Below are 18370 nucleotides of genomic sequence, written 5' to 3' on the forward strand. Positions count from 1 at the left end.
CAATGATTTTGCTCTGACCGGAACCACTTTAATCCAAAGGATGCCGGTTTGAATATGAGTGAAAAACTTCCGTTGAAAATTGCTGTTGTGGCCGGTGAGGAATCCGGAGACCTGCTTGGGGCGGATCTCGTGGATGCGCTGCGTACGAAAACGGATCGCCTGATCAGCCTTGTGGGCGTTGGCGGCACACATTTACAACAGCGCGGATTGCAGAGCCTGTTTGATCCTGATGAGATTGCCCTGATGGGTATTGGGGCAGTGCTGGCACGTTTGCCGAAACTGATTATGCGGATCAGCCAGACAGCCAAAGCGATTGTGGCTGAAAAGCCGGATTGCCTGCTGATTATCGACAGTCCGGATTTCACTCACCGCGTGGCGAAGAAGGTACGTCAGGCCGATCCGTCGATACCGATCATCAAATATATTGCCCCGACTGTCTGGGCATGGCGTCCGCAGCGTGCCAAGGAAATGCGCAAATATATTGATCATGTGCTGACGGTTCTGCCTTTTGAAGTAGAGGTCATGCAGCGTCTGTCCGGCCCTAAATCGACTTATGTCGGCCACCGGCTGAGCAGCTATCAGCCATTGCTGGATGTGGCTAAAGCGCGGAAAAACCGCAAAGCACCGGCAGAAGATGCCGAGAAAACCATTCTGCTTTTGCCGGGTTCCCGCCGGTCTGAAATACAGGCTTTGCTCAAAGAATTTGGCACAACATTGCAATTGCTGAATGAGCGTAACGGAACTGTGCATGCAATTCTGCCCACACCGGAACGCCATGAAGCCTATGTGCAGAACCTGACGAAAGACTGGCCGGTTAAGCCGGTTATTGTCACCGGTGAGGCTGCGAAATGGGATGCCTTTGCCAAGGCCGATGCGGCATTGGCTGCTTCCGGTACTGTGTCGCTTGAACTGGCACTGACCAAAATTCCGGCAGTGATTACCTACAAGGCCGATCTGTTCAGCAGATTATTCATTACGCGGCTGATAACCATCTGGAGCGCATCACTGCCGAATATTATTGATGATACGCCGGTTATTCCTGAATTCTTTAACGAGTTTGTCCGTGCGGGCATGCTGTGCCGTCAGATTGAGCGTTTGCTTGAAGATGGTTTGGTGCGGCAGGCACAGATCGATGGTTTCGAGCGGATTATCACTAGAATGCATACGGATAAGCCTGCCGGTGAAATGGGGGCTGATGTGCTGCTGGAGATTCTATCAAACAACAACTGATCTGATTGTTTGACCAATTAAAAAGCCTGCCTCTGAGATCAGAGGCAGGCTTTTTTGTTTGTCAAATGCCTTATCTTTTAAAGCATGTCGCGGAAAAGTGGGTACCGGTTTTCCGATAACGACATGCGTAAAAACAAGAAGATAGAGCGAGCGTAGTGGCTATGATTAAACGCGACACGCTCTATCGGATAAGGTGAACAGTGATCCGGCGCTCAATCCATTCAATGATATTGCGCAGCACTTCCACAATCGCCAGATAAATGATTGCCGCCCACAGATAGGTCTGGAAATCAAATGTACGGGAATAGGCGCGGCGGGTTTCACCCATCAGGTCATAAACCGTGATGATTGCAACAATTGCAGAGCCTTTAATCATCAGAATGATTTCATTGCCGTAAGGACGCAGAGCAACAATCAGTGCCTGAGGCAGGATGATTTTACGGAATGTCTGGAACTTAGACAGGCCGAGCGCATGCGCACCTTCCCACTGGCCTTTAGGCACGCTGAGGATTGCACCACGCAGAATTTCAGCCTGATAAGCGGCTGTATTCAGTGTAAATGCCAGAACCGCGCAATACCATGCTTCGCGGAAGAAGCCCCAGAGCCCGATAGTTTCCAAAAACGGGCGGAAGGTTCCCAGACCGTAATAGATCAGGAAGATCTGCGCCAGCAGCGGTGTACCACGGAAGAAATATACATAGGCATATGCGATGCCTCCCAGAATACGGTTGTCCGACATGCGGGCAAGCGCAACCAGCAGTGACAGCAAAGCGCCAAGCACAATCGACAGTGCAACCAGAATAAGGGTCGTTTTCAGACCGTTCCAGTAACGCGGTGCATAGGTTTCAACCAGATCAATCTGCCATGAATTATACAGATAGATTGCAAGGCCGGCGAACAGTGCAAGCCAGATAGCAACCAGTATATGGCCGGTAATACGTGCACCTGTCCACGGACGAGGCGGCTCAGCAGGGCGAAAAACGCGATCAGTTTGCATATTGCTTATTGTTGTCATTGACGCACCACGCTTGCTGCCGGCTGTTTGCGGCTGCCTTCAGCCCATTTTTCAATGCGGGCGATAAAGTAAGAAGAGATAATTGCAAGTGCCAGATAGATCAGGCAGGCCACGCCGTAGAACAGGAACGGTTCTTTGGTGACGCGCGCAGCAACCGAAGTCTGACGCAGAATATCTGTCAGGCTGATAACCGATACCAGCGATGTATCTTTGAGCAGAACCATCCAGAGATTGGCGAGACCCGGCAGAGCAATCTTAATCAGCTGCGGGAAGATAATCTTGCGCATGGTCTGAAAATTGGTGAGGCCGATGGCGAAAGCGCCTTCATACTGGCCTTTCGGTATGGCGCGAAACGCGGACAGGAACACTTCACTGGAATAGGAAGAGAAAACAAAGCCCAGAGCAATCATACCGGCGGCAAAGGCATTGACCTCTACCGAACCCTGAAAGCCGATCAGCGCAAAAACCTTCTGAACTGCAAGAGAGCCGCCGAAATACACCAGAAACAGTGTGAGCAGCTCAGGCAGTCCGCGGAATATCGTTGTATAAATATTGGAAGCAAGGCGCAGCGATGGCTCAGCCGATTGCTTTCCTAAAGCCACAAGGAAACCGAGTAACAAACCGATTGGCAAAGTGGCAAGCGCCAGCAAAACGGTCGTCAACAGCCCCCATGCTATGCTCAGCCCCCATCCGTCCGGACCAAAGCCAATTAACACAGCATATTTTTCCATTTAGTCTATCCCTGTGAGGACGGGTGGCAAATCCGGTTTGTCACCCGTCAAGATCAGTTTATTAAAATACCGGCCAGACGGATCTGACCGGTTTCTTCGGAATTATTCGCCGTAAATATCGAAATCAAAATATTTGTCGTTGATTTCTTTGTATTTACCGTTGTCACGGATGGCGAGAATAGCTGTGTTGAATTTCTCAACCAGTTCTTCACGACCTTTTTTGATGGCAACGCCAACACCCGGACCGTGAATTTCAAGATTCGCCTTCACTGGGCCGACCAGTTTGCAGCAAGCACCTTCCGGTGTCTTGAGCCAGTCAATCAGCGATACGATATTGTCGTTCACAGCATCAACACGACCGGCAACCATGTCCATACGCGCTTCATCCGAGCTGCCGTAATTGTTGATGGTGCTGTCGGAATAGGTTTGTTCAGAAAACACAGCATGAACAGTTGAGGACTGTACGCCGACTGTTTTGCCTGCGAGGTCTTCTTTTGCTGTGCCTTTGATATCAGAATCTTTTGGCACGGCGATTGCCGCAGCAGGATTGTAATATTTATTGCTGAAATCGACCTGTTCTTTACGGGCCGGAGTGATCGACATGGAGGAGATCACAACATCAAGCTTGCCGGACTGAAGGGCGGGGATCATACCATCCCAGTCCTGCACAATGATTTGACATTTGGCTTTTAATTCTTCGCAAAGTGCGTTGGCGATGTCGATTTCAAAGCCTGCAACCGTGCCGTCAGCCTTGACGAAATTGTAGGGAGGATAGGCGCCTTCCGAACCGACTTTCAGTGTAAGCTGCTCCTGAGCATGCGCGGATGCGGTCAGTGCTGCAACGGCAGTGATTGTCACCACACCGGCAGTTGCCAGCCCGCGCAGAGCTTTGCTGAAACGACGGTTTGCTCCCGTAATTTTATTCATTCTTCTGATACCCCCATAAGTCCCATTGTAAGAAGCATTGTTGTTTTTTTCTTCTCTTCGCTGGCGTTTTTTTAGCGCATTTTCTTTGCGAAGAAAAATTTGTTAACGGCGATATTCCCATCATTCCGGCGTTAAAGGCAAGTATCAAAAATCATGTTTTGCCCGCACACGGAAAAATAAAGCACTGGACATGGTTTAAATCACTCTTATCTGCAGGTAATCAGACGGTATTCTTGATATAAAATATTAAAAATCAACATATTATGGTGATAATTTAATATTGTGGATTTCAAAAATTTCTTTCTTCTCTATCAGTCACTCGCACGCAAAACACTCGTATTTACGACATGCAGGTGACGGCTTTCAGATGATTATGCATAGGTTGATGTGGTTTTTGCATTAAATCGGGATCAATGGCCGCAAACATAAAAAAAGCTGCATCACAAGGATGCAGCTTTAAGAGAGTTTCAGCCGGTAAACCCGACGATATTAGTCTGTTTCCGCGCCATAAGCGTCGAATTCAAAGTATTTGTCGTTGATTTCTTTATATTTGCCGTTCGCACGAATAGCTTTAATCGCATCATTGAATTTGGCGATCAGCTCAGGATTGCCTTTTTTGAAGGCTACGCCAGCGCCCGGACCATGAATTTCCAGAACCGGAGCCCATGTGCCAACCATCTTACAGCAAGCACCGTCTTCAGTTTTCAGCCACTGGGACAGGGTCACGCTGTCATCGCTTGCGGCATCAAGACGACCATTGGCCAGATCAAGACGATATTCTTCCGCAGTCGGATAGGCTTTGATGGTGCTGTCCGTGAAGGTTTTTTCTGCGTAATTGGCATGGGTTGTGGAGATCTGCACGCCGATGGTTTTACCGGCCAGATCTTCTTTGGTTGTGCCTTTAATGTCGGTATCTTTCGGAGCAGCAAGACCCGGAGGGGTGTTGTAATATTTGTTGCTGAAATCAACCTGCTTTTTACGCTCATCGGTGATGGACATGGAAGCGATGAAAGCATCAAATTTACCAGCCTGCAGGCTCGGAATAGCGCCATCCCATTCAATGGTGATGAACTTGCATTCAGCCTTCATTTCTTCGCAGAGCGCACGGCCGATATCCACGTCAAAACCGGACAGCTCGCCGGAAGCGCTGATGAAGTTAAACGGAGGATAGGCACCTTCAGTTGCAATTGTCAGCTTCAAAGGTTCCTGTGCCTGTACTGCTGTGGCAGTCAGGGAAACTGCACCGGTCATGACCATGGCAGACAGCGCGGTTCCGATAATTTTCTTGTAATTTTTCATGTACTTTTCACCCGTTTAACCCATCCAAAAGTTGCAATCATAATGTCAGAACTACAAAGCCGGTTTATTCTAATCGGTTTATTTTTTACCGGATTCTGACGTAATAATTGTTCGCTGGATATTCCCACCATTTTTGCGAGAAAGGCAAGGGTAAAAAAGCGTTTTAAAACAATGTGAGCAAATGTGAAAATTACTGCTCAGCAGTTCATGGGTGGGTTTGAATTTAATTTTTAAATTTATGATTTTAAATCAGTATATTATTTAAATAAATTAATGTTTTAATTTCATTGTTGTCATCCGTTCTCAAACCCTGTTTTCCGGCTTCAGTTTTTCAATCCGCAGTAGTTTTCAACAAAATCGCTGACGGCTGCAATATTATTCAGATCCAGAACCGGTACGCTCTGATCTCTCAAACCCTCATCAGTGGCGATGGCCACGATCGAATATTGCTCTGCATTGAGGGGGATTTGAGTCGGACTGTCTTTGCGCCGCACTTCAATTTTTGGATGTTTATCGTTCTTGTAACCCTCAACCAGTATCAGGTCGCAGGGCGCCATACGACCGACAATTTCCTCAAGCGCAGGCTCCTGAGCATCGCGCAATTCATGCATCAATGCCCAGCGATTGAAAGAGACAATGGCAACCTCAGCAGCTCCGGCTTGACGGTGGCGATAGGAATCCGTTCCCACTGTATCAATGTCAAAACTGTGATGGGCATGTTTGATTGTTGAGATTTTATAGCCGCGTTTGGTCAGTTCGCGCACCACACATTCCGCAAGTGTGGTTTTGCCGGAGTTTTTCCATCCGGTGATACCGAAGATTTTCTGAGTCATGATTCACGCTCCTGCCAGCCGCTCATATCCTGCAATTGCCAGGCTGATCTGGCCAGCGCCAGTTCCGTTTGTGTGTTGATGTTAAAAAACGGATCAAGACCGCTGATTTTATCAGTTTCGCTGAAATCTGCATAGGCAACAGTGTGATTATTCGCGAAAACGCGAATGCTGCGTCTTTTGGTTTCCGAGAGCCAGTTTTCCAATGAGGCAGCAATATTGGCAGGCCACAGTGCAAAGGTCGGATGCGCACCAAAATCCGAGCGTGCAAATATAATTGTGTCCTCCATGGGTGAGGCTGCGCCAGCCAAGATTTGCGCAAAGCGGTGCAACAGATCTGGCGGGAAGAATGGTGTATCTGCAGCCACGCTCATCACATGGCTGCAACCAAGCTGGGTTGCATAATGACAACCGGCGAGTATACCGGCCAGCGGACCGCTGTTGAGCCATTTTCCGTCATTGATAACCGGATAGCCGAAACTTGCGAAAAAGGCAGGATCACTATTGGCGCTGAGAATAATTTGGTCGGTTTGTGGCTTCAGGCGCGCGCATACCTGATGGAGAATTGTATGATCTCCGAGCGGGCGCAGGGATTTGTCGCCGCCGCCGAGGCGCTGACTGCTGCCGCCTGCCAGAATGAGCCCCAAAACATTTTTACCTGTCAGCACTTGTTTGCCGGTAGATATGATCGGGACAGACATGACTGACGCACCTTTGATTGAAAAGCCGGATTTCAGGGAGATATACTGCTTCCGGCATTTTGCCGGCGCAACTCCCTGCGCATCCGGTAGCCCGTAATTGCTTCACGATAAAGCATATAGCAACCGCTGGCGACCACGATTGCCGAGCCGATCAGCGTATTCTGATCCGGTATCTGATTGAATACAAGATAGCTCAGCGCGATTGCCCAAAGCAGGCTGGTATAGCGAAACGGCGACGCAAAGGACATGTCACCGGCACGGGTGGCAAGGATAATGCAGTGATAGCCGATGATGAGCAGCACAGCAGCAATGCTGACATGGATAATATCTGTCGTCGTCGGCTGCACCCAGCCGGTATCTGTCTGCATGATAATGAAACCGGTAATGGTAATCATAATCGAAGTCATGGCAGAAATCAGAATGGTGGGGATTTGCATATTGATACGACGGGTAGAGAGATCGCGCATGGCAGTAAAGCAGACACCAACAAGCAAAAGCAGGGCATAAGCATTCATTCCATTACCGGCACCATCGCCACCGGGGCGGATGATAATCAGCACGCCGATAAAGCCGATGCCAATTGACAACCAGCGTCGCCAGCCGACTTTCTCCCCGAGAAACAGCACTGCGCCCAGCGTTACAGCCAGCGGCACTGCCTGATAGACGGATGAGACAAATGCGAGGGACAGATGTGTGAGTCCCACCAGATAAAAGGTCGTCGCGCCGACCTCACCAAAGCCGCGCAGGATGGTGACTTTGTCTAATGCATCGCGCCAGCGGCTGAGCACGCCCTGTCGGGCGGCAATAAAGGCCAGCAGGAGAATGCATAATAATCCGCGCATAAACATGAACTGCCCGAGATTGAGCGTCTGCGTGGAATATTTGGTCAGAGCATCGCCGATGGCGAAAACACCCATGCCGAGCATCATATAAAGACTGGAGCGGATATTAGCTGAAAGTGCCACGGTCATATTCCTGCAGGAAAAGCTGAAGAGCTTTTCATTTAGAGCATTGTCCTGCGCAAAAGGCTCACGCACTTTTGCCGGAAATGCTTTTATGCCGGACTTATAACAAGTATTTATGCGACATGGTCACCCGTTTGCGTCATGCGCAGCAAAATAATGATATAAAAATCAAGATAATGCCGGTTTATAATCCGGATTAGGCCATGTGCACATCGCATGGTCGCGGGCGTTAAATGAGTGCACTTAACGCTGATGCGCTTTAGCCGCCGGTGACACTCATATGGCGAGAGACTGCAGGGCGGTTATGCCGCCGGTCGATGATGAAGTCATGGCCTTTTGGCTTGCGCAAAATTGCATTGTCGATTGCTTCCGACAGCAGCGCATTATCAGCACTTGCCCGCAACGGTTCACGAAGGTCGGCCGCATCTTCCTGACCAAGGCACATATAAAGCGTGCCGGTGCAGGTGATACGCACACGGTTGCAGCTTTCGCAGAAATTATGAGTCATCGGCGTAATAAAGCCGAGGCGGCCGCTGGTTTCCGAAATCTGCACATAACGGGCAGGCCCACCTGTCTGGTAGGGAATATCAGTCATGGTGAACTGACGGGCAAGCGTAGCACGCAGCATGGAGAGCGGCAGATACTGATCAGTGCGGTCGAGATCAATCTCGCCCATCGGCATGGTTTCAATCAGTGTCATATCCATGCCGCGGCCATGCGCCCAGCGCAGCATGTCCGGAACCTCATGATCGTTGAAACCTTTGAGAGCCACGGCATTGAGCTTGATATGAATGCCTGCTTTTTGCGCGGCATCAATACCGCGCAGAACCTGTGCCAGATCACCCCAGCGGGTAATTGTCTTGAACTTTTCCGCATCCAGCGTGTCGAGCGAGACATTGATGCGTTTGATACCGCAGGCTGCCAGTTCCTCTGCGTAGCGGGAGAGCTGCGAACCATTGGTGGTCAAAGTCAGCTCATCAAGCGCACCGGCTTCAATATGACGCGACAGACTGCCGATGAGGTGCATGATATTTTTACGCACCAGCGGCTCACCACCGGTGAGGCGGATTTTTCGCACGCCCTTATCAATAAAAGTTGAACAAAGGCGGTCGAGTTCTTCCAGCGATAACAGATCTTTCTTCGGCAGAAAGGTCATATGTTCGGCCATGCAATAGGTGCAGCGGAAATCACAGCGGTCAGTTACAGAAACGCGCAAATAGGTAATTGCCCGTCCGAACGGGTCAATCATAGGTGCTACCGGCGTTGTTTTTTGGGCATTCAGTGCTGTTACGTCCATATTACCTGTATATCGGCTTCTTCAGTCATCGCTTCTATATAAGAGAGATAAGTTCAACATATGGTGCTGTCCAGTACCATTATGTCACGCAGGCTCTTGCCCGTCAGTGTTTCTGATATTACCACGTAAGGCAGACGTGAATATGGTGGATCATTCAATGAGCGATATCTGGCCGGAAGAGTTACGGGTTTCCCAAGACCGCAAAACCCTGTCTGTGACATTCAATAACGGACATAATTATTCATTTCCGGCGGAGATGCTGCGTGTCTTGTCGCCGTCAGCGGAAGTGCAGGGACATTCGCCCGAGCAGCGTGTGACTGTGCCGGGCAAGATCAATGTTGGCATTATGAAGATTGATCCGGTCGGCAATTATGCGGTGCGCATCACTTTCGATGATATGCACGATACCGGCCTGTTCACATGGATTTATCTGCATCAGCTCGGGGAGGAATATGAAACCCGCTGGCAGGGTTATCTCGATGAGCTGAAAGAGAAAAATCTCAGCCGCGAACCGAAGTTTCATTAAAGCAGTTTTGAGACACAAGTGGATACCGCCTTCGCGGGAAACATAGTTCGCAGGACTATGTTTTTATTCCCGCTACGATCCGTTCGAAACTGCGTAATTTTAAAAGCAAGAAAGCCGGAGATTTCTCCGACTTTCTTTTTGGTTTTACGAGAGATTGAGCTCCTTGAAGAAGTCATTGCCCTTGTCATCGATGACGATGAAAGCAGGGAAATCTTCAACTTCAATACGCCAGATGGCTTCCATGCCGAGTTCGGCATATTCAACCACTTCGACTTTCTTGATGCAGTCCTGAGCCAGACGTGCAGCCGGGCCGCCGATGGAGCCGAGATAGAAGCCGCCATGTTTACCGCAAGCATCGCGTACCTGACGGGAACGGTTGCCTTTGGCCAGCATCACCATGGAACCGCCGAAAGACTGGAACTGATCCACATAGGAATCCATACGGCCAGCGGTTGTCGGGCCGAAAGAGCCTGAAGCGTAACCGGTTGGTGTCTTGGCAGGGCCTGCATAATAAATCGGATGATTTTTGAAATAATCCGGCATGCTATCGCCGTTTTCCAGACGCTCGCGGATTTTCGCATGTGCCAGATCGCGTGCCACAATGATGGAGCCGGTCAGCGACAGGCGGGTTTTAACCGGATGCTGTGACAGGGTCTTGAGAATCTCTGCCATTGGCTGGTTGAGGTCGATTTTCACCACGCTGTCGGAGAGCTTGGCTTCATCAATGTCCGGCATATATTTCGCCGGATTGGTTTCCAGCTGCTCAAGGAAGATACCGTCTTTGGTGATCTTGCCTTTGGCCTGTCGGTCAGCCGAGCAGGAAACGCCCAGACCAATCGGCAGCGACGCACCGTGGCGCGGCAGGCGGATAACGCGCACATCATGGCAGAAATATTTGCCGCCAAACTGTGCACCCACGCCGAGAGACTGGGTGAGCTTATGGATTTCCTGTTCCATTTCCAGATCGCGGAAGGCATGACCGTCTTCGGAGCCTTTGGTCGGCAGGCTGTCGAGATAACGGGTGGAAGCGAGCTTAACAGTCTTGAGATTCTGTTCTGCCGAGGTGCCGCCGATGACAATCGCCAGATGGTATGGCGGGCAGGCTGATGTGCCGAGTGTCAGGATTTTCTCTTTGAGAAACTCGATCATGCGGTCATGGGTCAGCAGGGATGGTGTGCCCTGAAACAGGAATGTCTTATTGGCTGAGCCGCCGCCTTTGGCGACAAACAGGAATTTATAGGCGTCTTCGCCTTCCTGATAAATGTCGATCTGTGCAGGCAGGTTGTTCTTGGTGTTCTGCTCTTTGAACATTTCCAGCGGTGCCAGCTGGGAATAACGCAGGTTCTTTTTGAAATAGGCATCCATTACACCGGAACCCAGTGCGCTTTCATCGCCGCCTTCAGTCCAGACACGACGGCCTTTTTTACCCATAATGATCGCGGTGCCGGTATCCTGACACATAGGCAGCACGCCGCCAGCGGCAATATTGGCATTCTTCAGAAGATCATAGGCAACAAAACGGTCATTATCGGTTGCTTCCGGATCTTCCATAATATTGCTGAGCTGCTGCAGATGACCCGGACGCAGCAGATGGTTGATGTCGGCAAAAGCAGCTTCGGCCAGCAGACGCAGGCCTTCCTGTTCAACAGTCAGGATTTCCTGACCTTTGAATGTATCGACCGAGACATAATCAGATGTCAGTTTGCGATAGGGGGTTGTGTCCTCACCAAGCGGAAACATTCCGGTATTTACTTGCTCAGCCATATATCACCTTGTTCGCCGGTTTTGCCGCTGAGGTTTCAGCAGGCAGCCGGTCAGACGTAAGTTATCAGATGACGGGCTTTTAACGCTTGTGGCCGCTATTGCCACTGCGGCAGATTGATCTTTTTCTAAGTTTTGGCGGGAGAAGGGGCTTTGACCGCTAAAATTATATTTATTGTTAAAAGTTTCTAAATCACAATGGCACACACTATTGGGAATGAATCATTGCGGTGCCGGATCATTTCACCGTCCACTGCCTGCATAGCTTGTTTTGCTCGAGAACTGACGGACAGATATGACACTTTCGCTGAAATCCTTTCCCCTGATCGTAAGTTCTTCCATGCGCAATGCATTTTTTACAACGGCTATCACCGCTGTTACCGGTATTTCTGTGCTGGCTCCGGTGCAGTCAGCCAATGCAGCCAGCAATCTGATGGATTTGTTCCGTGAGAAGCGTGAGGCGCGTGAAATGCAGCGCCAGCAGATACAGCAGCCTGTTCAGCAGGTGCCGCAAGCCGCAGGCGCAGCGCGCACTGCCAAACCTGCCGGTGCCGCGCAGCCTGCCAAAACCGCAACTGCGCCTGTTAAGACTGTTGCGGTCAAAGGCCCGCAGATTTACGATTACAAGCCAGAAAAGCTGGTGAAAGTGGATTTCACCGCAGTTGATATGCAGCTGACCGCAGCCATTTCTGAGGATGAAGGTGGCTTGCTGCCGTCTGCCCTTTATGCTGAAGCCGCGGATTTTATCAGCACTCTGCCCCAGCGTGCCGATGGGCTGATTAATCCGGTTGCCAAAAAGACCGCAGTGCAAACAGACACAGCTCAGGTGACTGCTGTTCTGGATGCGATGAAAGCCACGGATGTTAAGGCTGAACAGTCTGTTGCAGAGGCAATTGTGTCCTTCTACGCAACCGAGCAGGCACTTCTGTGGTCTGACGGTCTGAATGTTTCTTCCCGCGCTGAAGATGTGCTGGCGCTGTTTGAACGGGCAGAAGAAGAAGGGCTGGTTCCTGCTGAATATGCGGTGAAAGTGCCTGATCTGGCCTTTGACGCTGCGCAAAAAGATCAGCGCATTCGTGAAATGGCAGCATTTGAAATCAATCTGACCGCACGGGCATTGCGCTATGCGCTGGATGCCGGCGAGGGGCGGGTGATTGCCAATCGCCTGAGCGGTTTCCATGATCTGCCGCGCAATCGCATCAAGCCGGAACTGGTGCTGAAAGCACTGGCTGCGGATGCTGAACCTGCGGAAACCTTGGCTGCTTTCAATCCGCAAAACAGCTATTATCAGAAGCTGAAAGCGCAGCTGGCTTCGATGAAGCCGGAAACAAAAAACACTGTTTGTATTGCAGCGGATACGCTGATTAAGCCGGGTCAGGACAATGCGGAACTGCCTAAAATTCTGGCGCTGATCGTACAAAAAGCACCGGCCGGTTATCTGAATAGCTATCAGGAGATGTTTGACCGTCACAAAGACGGGACACTTTATGATCCTGAGCTGGTGGCTGCGGTTAAAGATTATCAGAAACTGATGGGAAAAACGCCGGATGGTGTGATTGGTCGCGCGACCATCGCAGGCTTGCAGGGCGAAACATCTTCGGTCAAACGCGAGCGTATTCTCTATGCGATGGAACGCCTGCGCTGGCTGCCGCGTGATTTCGGTCAGCGCTATGTCTTCGTCAATCAACCTGCCTATCGTGCGCAATATTTCGATCAGGGTAAAGAGCAACTGGCAATGGACGTGGTGATCGGTTCACCGCGCAACCAGACGCATTTCTTCTATGACACAATCAGCACCGTGGTGTTTAACCCGTCATGGGGTGTGCCGCGCTCTATTGTAATGAATGAGATGATGCCGCGTATTCTGGCTGATTCCGGCTATCTTGACCGCAATAATTATGAAGTGATTGCCGGTGGCAAGCGCGTGGCTTCATCCTCGGTCAACTGGTCTGCGGTTGCGCAAGGTAAAGCACATGTTGGTGTGCGCCAGAAGCCGGGCCCGAATAATGCGCTGGGCGAGTTGAAGATTCTGTTCCCGAACAGCCACGATATCTATTTGCATGACACACCGTCAAAAGCAGCGTTCAAGCGGGATATGCGGGCGATCAGCCATGGCTGTATCCGTCTGGCCGATCCGCGTGCCATGGCTTCTGCGGTCATGAGTACCGGTGAGGAAAACCTGACCAAATATTTCGGCAAAAATGAGCGCGGTATCAAAGTGCCGTCCGGTGTGCCGATTTACCTGACCTATTTTACCGCGTGGCCGGATGAGGCGAGCGGTAAAATCCGTTATTATGACGATGTTTATGCGCGTGATGAAGGTCTGGCAAAGGCTTTCCAGAAAACGGAACAGAGTCGGGTAGCGGCAATGTAAATGTAAAAAAGGAGCAGTTCATTTGCTCCTTTTTTATTTTGTGGGCGGGATTTTTGCCGCTGTCGCAAACTCTTCACTTTAATATCGTTTGAAAATCCGGAAATTAACATCTGATTGGCCGAAGTCCTTTGCGTCCGGCAATCTGATTGGTTATCAATAGCGCGAAATTTCTGTAATACCGTTTCGGCTGATGAGGGCGGCGCGGTGTTGGCTCTACCGGTTTGTTTTACGCATTGTCTTTACGCAAAACCGCTTCGTCATTTTGCCGGACATGCTTTATGGAAGGATACTCCCAATGACAGCGATCATCGATATTGTCGGTCGTGAAATTCTCGACAGCCGCGGCAATCCGACTGTTGAAGTTGACGTGACACTGGAAGACGGTTCTTTTGGCCGTGCGGCTGTACCAAGCGGTGCATCAACCGGCGCTCACGAAGCAGTTGAACTGCGTGATGGCGGTACCCGTTACTTAGGTAAAGGCGTTGAACAAGCCGTTGAAGCCGTGAATGGTGCGATTTTTGATGCGCTGGCCGGTCATGAAGCGGAATATCAGATCGAAATCGACCAGACCATGATTGATCTGGACGGTACGCCAAATAAAAGCCGCCTCGGCGCCAATGCTATCCTCGGCGTTTCCCTCGCGGTTGCCAAAGCTGCTGCGCAGGCTTCCGGTCAGCCGCTTTATCGCTATGTTGGCGGTGCTAATGCCCATATCCTGCCGGTGCCGATGATGAACATCATCAATGGCGGCGCACATGCGGACAATCCGATTGATTTTCAGGAATTCATGATTCTGCCGGTCGGCGCATCTTCTCTGCGTGAAGCTGTGCGTTACGGTGCGGAAGTGTTCCACACACTGAAATCCCGCCTGAAAGCTGCCGGTCACAACACCAATGTCGGTGACGAGGGTGGTTTCGCTCCTAACCTGCTGAGTGCGGAAGCAGCGCTTGATTTCGTTATGGAATCGATTGCTAAAGCCGGTTTCAAACCAGGTGAAGAAATTGCAATCGGTCTGGATTGCGCCGCGACTGAATTCTTCAAAGGTGGTAACTATGTCTATGAAGGCGAGGGTGTAACCCGTACACCGCAGCAGCAGGCTGAATATCTGGCCAAGCTGGCCGCCGATTATCCGATCATCAGCATTGAAGATGGTATGTCGGAAGATGATTGGGCAGGCTGGAAGACCCTCACCGATCTGACAGGCAAGAAAACCCAGCTCGTTGGCGATGATCTGTTTGTAACCAATTCCGCACGTCTGCGTGATGGTATCAAGATGGGTGTTGCCAATTCCATTCTGGTTAAAGTCAACCAGATTGGCACACTGTCTGAAACCATGGATGCCGTGGAAACCGCTCATAAGAACGGCTACACCGCTGTGATGTCGCACCGCTCGGGCGAAACAGAAGATTCCACCATTGCGGATCTCGCTGTTGCCACCAATTGCGGCCAGATCAAAACCGGCTCGCTGGCACGTTCAGACCGGTTGGCAAAATACAACCAGCTGATCCGTATTGAAGAAGAGCTCGGCACACAGGCACGTTATGCCGGTCGTTCGGCTTTTAAAGGTCTGTAAGATCCTGTTTTGAGATAAATTAAGAAGAGGCCTGCATGAAAATGCAGGCCTTTTTTGTAATTAATGTCGCTTGTGGTCCGGTTCCGTAAGTCTCTGTTAAGGCTAATATGCTTTAAATAAATATCGGGTGGAATTTATCGTGTGTTGATAATTCCAGTCCTTATTTACGGGCAGATATCCGCGTATCGGATGCGTATTGCTCCAGAGGTGTGAGTATGTGGACAAAACAAAAGCGTAAAAGCATTAAAGGCCGCCTGATTGTGCCGGTTCTGGCTACGGCTTTTTTGTCCTATTTTGGTTTTCATGCTTATAATGGTGCCTATGGTATCTATTCCAAGGAACAATTGCTGGCGCAAACCGTTTCGCTCAATAAGCAGCTGACTGATCTGACCGAGCAGAGGGAGTCTCTGGAGCGACAGGTTTTGCAGCTTCGTGATGGTTCAATTGACAAGGATATTCTGGATGAGCAGGCGCGCCGTGCATTGAATCTGTCTCATGCGGATGAGGTTACAATTATTGTCGATCGCGGCAAAAAGACCAATTAACTGAATTGCAGTTAATTGGATGTTTTCTTATTATTTTCAATAACTTAAATAGTGCAAAATTAGCTGTTTAGACATATTGTAAGTTTGGCTGATGAGGTTTATTCTGCGCCCACCATAACAGGGAGCAAAATATGGCACCTAGGGCACAAAAAACTGCTGCGGGTAAATCGCAGGCAGCTCTGTCTAACACTCTCAAGGCACCCCAGCCTAACCAGTTCACCAAAGAAGAAGATCTTCACGCTTACCGTGAGATGCTGCTGATCCGTCGCTTCGAAGAAAAAGCCGGTCAGCTCTATGGTATGGGTTTCATCGGCGGTTTCTGTCACCTTTACATTGGTCAGGAAGCTGTTGTTGTCGGCATGCAGAAAGCCATGCAGGAAGGCGATCAGGTTATCACTGCCTATCGCGACCACGGTCACATGCTCGCAGCCGGTATGAGCGCGCGCGGCGTGATGGCTGAGCTGACCGGTCGTCGCGGCGGCTTGTCGAAAGGCAAGGGCGGCTCGATGCATATGTTCTCGAAAGAGAAACATTTCTATGGTGGTCACGGTATTGTTGGTGCGCAGGTGTCGCTCGGTACCGGTCTGGCTTTTGCAAACCGCTATCGCGGTAATGACAGCGTTTCCATCACCTATTTCGGTGACGGTGCTGCCAACCAGGGTCAGGTTTACGAAAGCTTCAACATGGCATCGCTGTGGAAGCTGCCTGTTGTATTTGTAATCGAAAACAACCGCTATGCGATGGGTACTGCTGTAACCCGCGCTTCGGCTGAAACCGATTTCTCCCGTCGCGGTCTGTCCTTCAATATTCCTGGTATTCAGGTTGACGGTATGGATGTGCGCGCTGTGAACGCCGCCAGTGAAGAAGCACTGGAATGGGCACGTTCCGGCAAGGGTCCGATTATTCTCGAAATGCAGACCTATCGTTACCGTGGTCACTCGATGTCCGATCCTGCGAAATACCGCAGCAAGGATGAAGTGCAGAAGATGCGCTCCGAGCATGATCCGATCGAGCAGGTTAAATACCGCATGATGGATAATGGCTGGTTCTCGGAAGATGACCTGAAGGCGATTGATAAGGAAGTTCGTGACATTGTTGCTGATTCAGCAGACTTTGCACAGAATGATCCGGAGCCGGATGCATCTGAACTCTACACTGATATTCTGCTGTAAGGAGCGAGCGCTATGCCTGTTGAAATTCTTATGCCAGCGCTCTCCCCGACAATGGAAGAGGGCAAACTCTCCAAATGGCTGAAAAAGGAAGGCGATAAAGTCGCTTCCGGTGATGTCATTGCCGAGATTGAAACCGATAAAGCGACCATGGAAGTGGAAGCTGTTGACGAAGGCACTATCGGCAAACTGCTGATTGCTGAAGGGACTGAAGGCGTTAAGGTAAACTCAGTGATTGCTGTGTTGCTGGCTGACGGTGAGAGCGCTGACAGCATTGGTGCAGCGGCTCCGGCTGCAGCGCCTGCCGTTGAGCAGCCGACCATGGTCACTTCGGAAGCACCTGTTGTTGCCGGTGAGAAGCCAGGTGCTTCAACGCCTGCCGCTCCTGCTGCGCCTAAAATCGAAGTTGCCAATGATCCGGATATTCCGGCTGGTACAAAGATGGTGCCGACCACTGTTCGTGACGCTCTGCGTGACGCAATGGCTGAAGAAATGCGCCGCGACCCTGACGTTTTCGTTATGGGTGAAGAAGTTGCTGAATATGAAGGTGCCTATAAGGTAACCAAAGGCCTGCTGGCTGAATTCGGTGACAAGCGCGTTGTCGATACACCAATCACCGAACACGGCTTTGCCGGTATCGCTGTTGGTGCTGCCTATACGGGTCTGCGTCCGATTGTTGAATTTATGACTTTCAACTTCGCCATGCAGGCGATTGACCAGATCATCAACTCTGCTGCCAAGACATTGTATATGTCCGGTGGTCAGATGGGTGCGCCTATGGTGTTCCGTGGCCCTTCGGGCGCGGCAGCGCGTGTTGGTGCACAGCACTCCCAGTGCTATGCGGCATGGTACAGCCATATTCCGGGTCTGAAAGTCATCATGCCTTATTCGGCTGCTGATGCTAAAGGTCTGCTCAAGGCTGCGATCCGTGATCCTAACCCGATCATCTTCCTTGAAAACGAAGTTATGTATGGTCACACATTTGATGTGCCGGACATTGAAGATTTCGTGCTGCCAATCGGCAAAGCCCGCATTCACAAAGTCGGTAAAGATGCGACCATCGTGTCCTTCGGTATCGGCATGACCTATGCGATCAAGGCAGCTGAAGAGCTGGCACAGCAGGGTATCGACGTTGAAATCATCGATCTGCGTACCATCCGTCCGATGGATATGCCGACTGTGATTGAATCGGTCAAAAAGACCGGCCGTCTGGTTACTGTTGAAGAAGGCTTCCCGCAGTCTTCCGTGGGTACAGAAATTGCAACCCGCGTGATGCAGCAGGCTTTCGACTATCTCGATGCGCCGATTATGACCATTGCCGGTAAAGACGTGCCGATGCCATATGCCGCCAACCTTGAAAAGCTGGCACTGCCATCGGTTGCGGAAGTTGTTGAGGCTGTTAAAGCTGTCACCTACGCTCGTTAAGG

The 18370-nt window shown here is 50.5% G+C and carries 16 protein-coding genes; 7 read left to right on the top strand and 9 right to left on the bottom strand.

The features are described from left to right. Window positions 1-54: 54 nt before the first annotated feature. Window positions 55-1230 carry a lipid-A-disaccharide synthase gene (gene lpxB / locus LDL70_RS06000; protein WP_225687744.1) on the top strand — a complete coding sequence of 392 codons (1176 nt, stop codon included), beginning with the start codon at window positions 55-57 and terminating at the stop codon, window positions 1228-1230. A 181-nt stretch (window positions 1231-1411) separates the two neighbouring features. On the opposite strand, the gene LDL70_RS06005 is transcribed toward lpxB, so the two are convergent. From LDL70_RS06005 to moaA, 8 genes are all read right to left on the bottom strand, one after another. Beyond that, window positions 1412-2227, bottom strand: coding sequence for an ABC transporter permease (locus tag LDL70_RS06005; RefSeq protein WP_370637809.1), 816 nt, complete (start codon window positions 2225-2227; stop codon window positions 1412-1414). 14 nt (window positions 2228-2241) lie between these two features. Then, entirely contained in the window at window positions 2242-2976 is a 735-nt protein-coding gene (locus LDL70_RS06010; protein WP_022712383.1) for an ABC transporter permease, read from the bottom strand. A gap of 102 nt (window positions 2977-3078) precedes the next feature. Then, window positions 3079-3861 carry a transporter substrate-binding domain-containing protein gene (locus LDL70_RS06015; protein WP_370637810.1) on the bottom strand — a complete coding sequence of 261 codons (783 nt, stop codon included), beginning with the start codon at window positions 3859-3861 and terminating at the stop codon, window positions 3079-3081. Between the two features lie 531 nt (window positions 3862-4392). Then, window positions 4393-5202 carry an ABC transporter substrate-binding protein gene (locus tag LDL70_RS06020; protein ID WP_022712381.1) on the bottom strand — a complete coding sequence of 270 codons (810 nt, stop codon included), beginning with the start codon at window positions 5200-5202 and terminating at the stop codon, window positions 4393-4395. A gap of 323 nt (window positions 5203-5525) precedes the next feature. Then, entirely contained in the window at window positions 5526-6035 is a 510-nt protein-coding gene (gene mobB / locus LDL70_RS06025) for a molybdopterin-guanine dinucleotide biosynthesis protein B (RefSeq protein ID WP_225687748.1), read from the bottom strand. Next, window positions 6032-6733, bottom strand: a complete 702-nt coding sequence (gene mobA, locus LDL70_RS06030; RefSeq protein ID WP_225687750.1) for a molybdenum cofactor guanylyltransferase MobA — start codon at window positions 6731-6733, stop codon at window positions 6032-6034. Before mobA ends, mobB begins: the two co-directional genes overlap by 4 nt. A gap of 32 nt (window positions 6734-6765) precedes the next feature. Then, complete coding sequence (locus LDL70_RS06035; RefSeq protein WP_370637778.1) at window positions 6766-7704, bottom strand: DMT family transporter; 939 nt, start codon at window positions 7702-7704, stop codon at window positions 6766-6768. Between the two features lie 253 nt (window positions 7705-7957). Further along, complete coding sequence (gene moaA, locus LDL70_RS06040; RefSeq protein WP_370637779.1) at window positions 7958-8995, bottom strand: GTP 3',8-cyclase MoaA; 1038 nt, start codon at window positions 8993-8995, stop codon at window positions 7958-7960. A 157-nt stretch (window positions 8996-9152) separates the two neighbouring features. On the opposite strand from moaA, the gene LDL70_RS06045 reads away from it, so the two are divergent. Continuing rightward, window positions 9153-9521 (top strand): gamma-butyrobetaine hydroxylase-like domain-containing protein, encoded by a 369-nt coding sequence (locus tag LDL70_RS06045; RefSeq protein WP_028233980.1) that lies wholly within the window; start codon window positions 9153-9155, stop codon window positions 9519-9521. A 144-nt stretch (window positions 9522-9665) separates the two neighbouring features. On the opposite strand, the gene LDL70_RS06050 is transcribed toward LDL70_RS06045, so the two are convergent. Further along, on the bottom strand, window positions 9666-11285 hold the full coding sequence (locus LDL70_RS06050) for a fumarate hydratase (protein ID WP_225687762.1): 1620 nt from the start codon (window positions 11283-11285) through the stop codon (window positions 9666-9668). A 292-nt stretch (window positions 11286-11577) separates the two neighbouring features. On the opposite strand from LDL70_RS06050, the gene LDL70_RS06055 reads away from it, so the two are divergent. The 5 genes from LDL70_RS06055 to LDL70_RS06075 all read left to right on the top strand — a co-directional run bounded on the left by LDL70_RS06055 (window position 11578) and on the right by LDL70_RS06075 (window position 18368). After that, window positions 11578-13656: a murein L,D-transpeptidase gene (locus LDL70_RS06055; RefSeq protein ID WP_225687764.1), complete on the top strand. Its 2079-nt coding sequence runs from the start codon at window positions 11578-11580 to the stop codon at window positions 13654-13656. 295 nt (window positions 13657-13951) lie between these two features. Continuing rightward, the gene (eno, locus tag LDL70_RS06060; RefSeq protein WP_122092151.1) at window positions 13952-15229 is read left to right on the top strand and encodes a phosphopyruvate hydratase; all 1278 of its coding nucleotides are present in this window, start codon (window positions 13952-13954) and stop codon (window positions 15227-15229) included. 215 nt (window positions 15230-15444) lie between these two features. Further along, a complete protein-coding gene (locus LDL70_RS06065) occupies window positions 15445-15774 on the top strand; it encodes a septum formation initiator family protein (protein ID WP_022712372.1) in 330 nt (109 codons plus the stop codon). 131 nt (window positions 15775-15905) lie between these two features. After that, complete coding sequence (gene pdhA / locus LDL70_RS06070) at window positions 15906-16946, top strand: pyruvate dehydrogenase (acetyl-transferring) E1 component subunit alpha (RefSeq protein WP_022712371.1); 1041 nt, start codon at window positions 15906-15908, stop codon at window positions 16944-16946. A gap of 12 nt (window positions 16947-16958) precedes the next feature. Then, window positions 16959-18368 (top strand): pyruvate dehydrogenase complex E1 component subunit beta, encoded by a 1410-nt coding sequence (locus LDL70_RS06075; protein ID WP_022712370.1) that lies wholly within the window; start codon window positions 16959-16961, stop codon window positions 18366-18368. The last annotated feature ends 2 nt before the right edge of the window (window positions 18369-18370 follow it).

The sequence above is a fragment of the Pseudochrobactrum sp. XF203 genome, from assembly GCF_020341615.1.
GTDB classification, from domain to species: domain Bacteria; phylum Pseudomonadota; class Alphaproteobacteria; order Rhizobiales; family Rhizobiaceae; genus Pseudochrobactrum; species Pseudochrobactrum saccharolyticum.